This is a genomic window from Paucibacter sp. PLA-PC-4, assembly GCF_026241155.1.
GTDB lineage: Bacteria > Pseudomonadota > Gammaproteobacteria > Burkholderiales > Burkholderiaceae_C > Roseateles_E.
In genome coordinates this window covers 1-682 of sequence record NZ_JAPFGP010000074.1, presented here as the reverse complement: position 1 = coordinate 682, position 682 = coordinate 1, and the positions used below count along the sequence as shown (strand labels likewise).

The 682-nt window shown below is 64.2% G+C and carries 1 protein-coding gene; it reads right to left on the bottom strand.

Annotated features, from left to right (window positions below; translation table 11 throughout):
- Window positions 1-5: 5 nt before the first annotated feature.
- Window positions 6-682, bottom strand: a 677-nt coding sequence (locus OOZ63_RS28960; RefSeq protein WP_266009339.1) for an IS256 family transposase, incomplete at its 5' end; no start/stop codon positions are given.

The following is a 682-nucleotide window of genomic DNA, read 5'->3' as shown; positions in this document are numbered from 1 at the left end:
GGATCCTACGACACCGGTCTGGTGAATCGATCTTCGTAGAGGATTGCGAACTGGTTCATCGCGGCTTTCCAGTGGTGAGTCGGTCGGGTCCAGTCCTCGGTGATGTTGCGCAGCGCCAGCCAGATCAGCTTGGTGGCCGAGTCATCGCTGGGGAAGTGCCCGCGTGTCTTGATGATCTTGCGCAGCCGTGCGTTCACGCTCTCGATGGCGTTGGTCGTGTAGATCACGCGCCGGACCTCGGGTGGGAAGGCGAAGAAGGGAATGACCTTGTCCCAGGCCCGTCGCCACGCGCTGACGACCGTGGGGAACTTCTGGCCCCAGGGACCGGCTTCAAACGCGTCCAGCTCGCTCTCAGCGGCCTCTGCGCTCACCGCCGTGTAGATCGGCTTGATGGCCGCGGCCAGCGCCTTGCGGTCCTTCCAGGCCGCGAAGTCCAGGCTGTTGCGGATCAGGTGCACGATGCAGGTCTGCAGCGTCGTGGCCGGGAACACCGCGCCCAGCGCCTCTGGCATGCCTTTGAGGCCGTCGGTGACGGCGATCAGGATGTCGTTGACCCCACGGGTCTTCAGATCGTTGAAGACCTTCATCCAGAACTTGGCGCCCTCGGTGTTCTCGATCCAGATCCCGAGGATGTCGCGCGTGCCGTCTGGCAGCACGCCCAGCGCCAGGTACACGGCCTTGG